Below are 1,608 nucleotides of genomic sequence, written 5' to 3'. Positions count from 1 at the left end.
AAGCCTGCAAATAAAAAGTCAAGGCTAAATTGAAGAACATTGAAAATTTTATACAGGTTGAAAATTAGGTATCAAAATAAGACCACCACACCAGTGCTGGCCTGAAAATATTAGTGGATAATTAAGATTCTGGAAGAGATGAAAGATATTCTTTCACTCGTCCGTAGTAGATTCTTAGAAACTTGTTGGCACCTGCAGTCATATAGACATAGTAAGGCTTGCCTTGAGCACGTTTCTTATCTAAGAACTGATAAACAGGATCATCTTGCGGATGCGTTTTAATCAGGACATCCATTACCTGAAATAAAGTCTTTCTAAGATCAGAGGAGCCTCGTTTGGAAGTTGGAACACTTTTTTGTTCATAACTTCCCGATTCATTAACACCGGGATCTACACCGGCAAATGCAGTAATAGCACTTTTGTGAGTGAAACGGGAAACATCTCCGATCTCAGCTATCAACTGAGGACCAAGTGAAGTTCCAACCCCTTTCATAGCCATAACGACAGGATATTCCGGGAGTTTGGATGCAGTTTCATTCATGAGAGTGCGTAGTGACTCAACAGTTGTAGAGGCACTATTAAGCTGGTCTACAGCCTGCTTAATAATAAGCTTTGTAATGGCATCCTTTGAAAGTACAGGAACAAGTTCCTTTGCTTTTCCATAGATTTCCTCAGCTTTGGATTGGCTGAAGTTGTACTTCTTACGTTTGCACCAGTTTTGATAATGGTCGATAAAGGAATTCAGGGACATTTTACGGACACAGTCTACATGCCAGTATGTAGATGCAAAATCAACCCATTTCTGGCTGCCGTCACTGCGTGCAGGACTGTCAAAGTAAGTATTGACACCAGGATAGGTTTGGTCAAGGATGCCGATAAGATTATTTTTCATAGCCGTCTTGTGTTTTATGTAAAAGCCGAACTGACGGTTCATGGTTTTGAGCTGATTGCGTAATTCATCCATAACATTATACTGTTTAAGATTTTGCCATTTGTCAAGAGCATATCGGGCAATCTTAACAGCATCTGCTTTATCAGATTTCACTTTACGAAGAGAATCATTATCAAAGTCTTTGATAAGTTTTGGGTTAATGGCACTGACGAAAAGATTTGCCTCTGAAAGCTGATGAGCGAGGACTTCATAATAACGCCCTGTGTGCTCCATCACGATTCGGGACTCACCTTCAACAGAGTTGATGAGTTCTACAAGTGAATTGATACCACTGGCTGTGTGTTTGATTTCGAAAGGTGCGGAAACAATTTCACCGAAAGGTCGCATGATAGCAACCATACTCTTACCTTTTGAAACATCGATACCTACTGCGTTCATAAATTGTCACTCCTTAAGATTATTGCAATGGATAAGTACCAGTTTTACTCATTGCCTATTCAATCTACTGTGGTGTGACGCGAATGCACCTATGGCGATTCAACCTGCATAAAACGAACGCTGCGAATGAGGAGCTGGTTATCAGTCTTAATTACGGACGCGGAGTCCAAGAAAGTATTCGATATACCGATTGCTCCATCATTATACAGCTTAAGCAACAAGATGGATAATTCCTTACTGGCTGTAAGGGATATTAACCATAAATATATTGTAGTAGA

The 1,608-nt window shown here is 40.1% G+C and carries 1 protein-coding gene; it reads right to left on the bottom strand.

What is annotated here, in order from left to right:
- Nucleotides 1–121: 121 nt before the first annotated feature.
- Complete coding sequence (locus GPK60_RS07030; protein ID WP_195982893.1) at nucleotides 122–1,330, bottom strand: IS110 family transposase; 1,209 nt, start codon at nucleotides 1,328–1,330, stop codon at nucleotides 122–124.
- Nucleotides 1,331–1,608 lie beyond the last annotated feature (278 nt).

Source organism: Ruminococcus sp. MCC718 (assembly GCF_018783905.1).
GTDB classification, from domain to species: Bacteria; Bacillota; Clostridia; order Lachnospirales; family Lachnospiraceae; genus Hominisplanchenecus; species Hominisplanchenecus faecis.
This window is presented reverse-complemented; position numbering and strand designations above follow the sequence as displayed.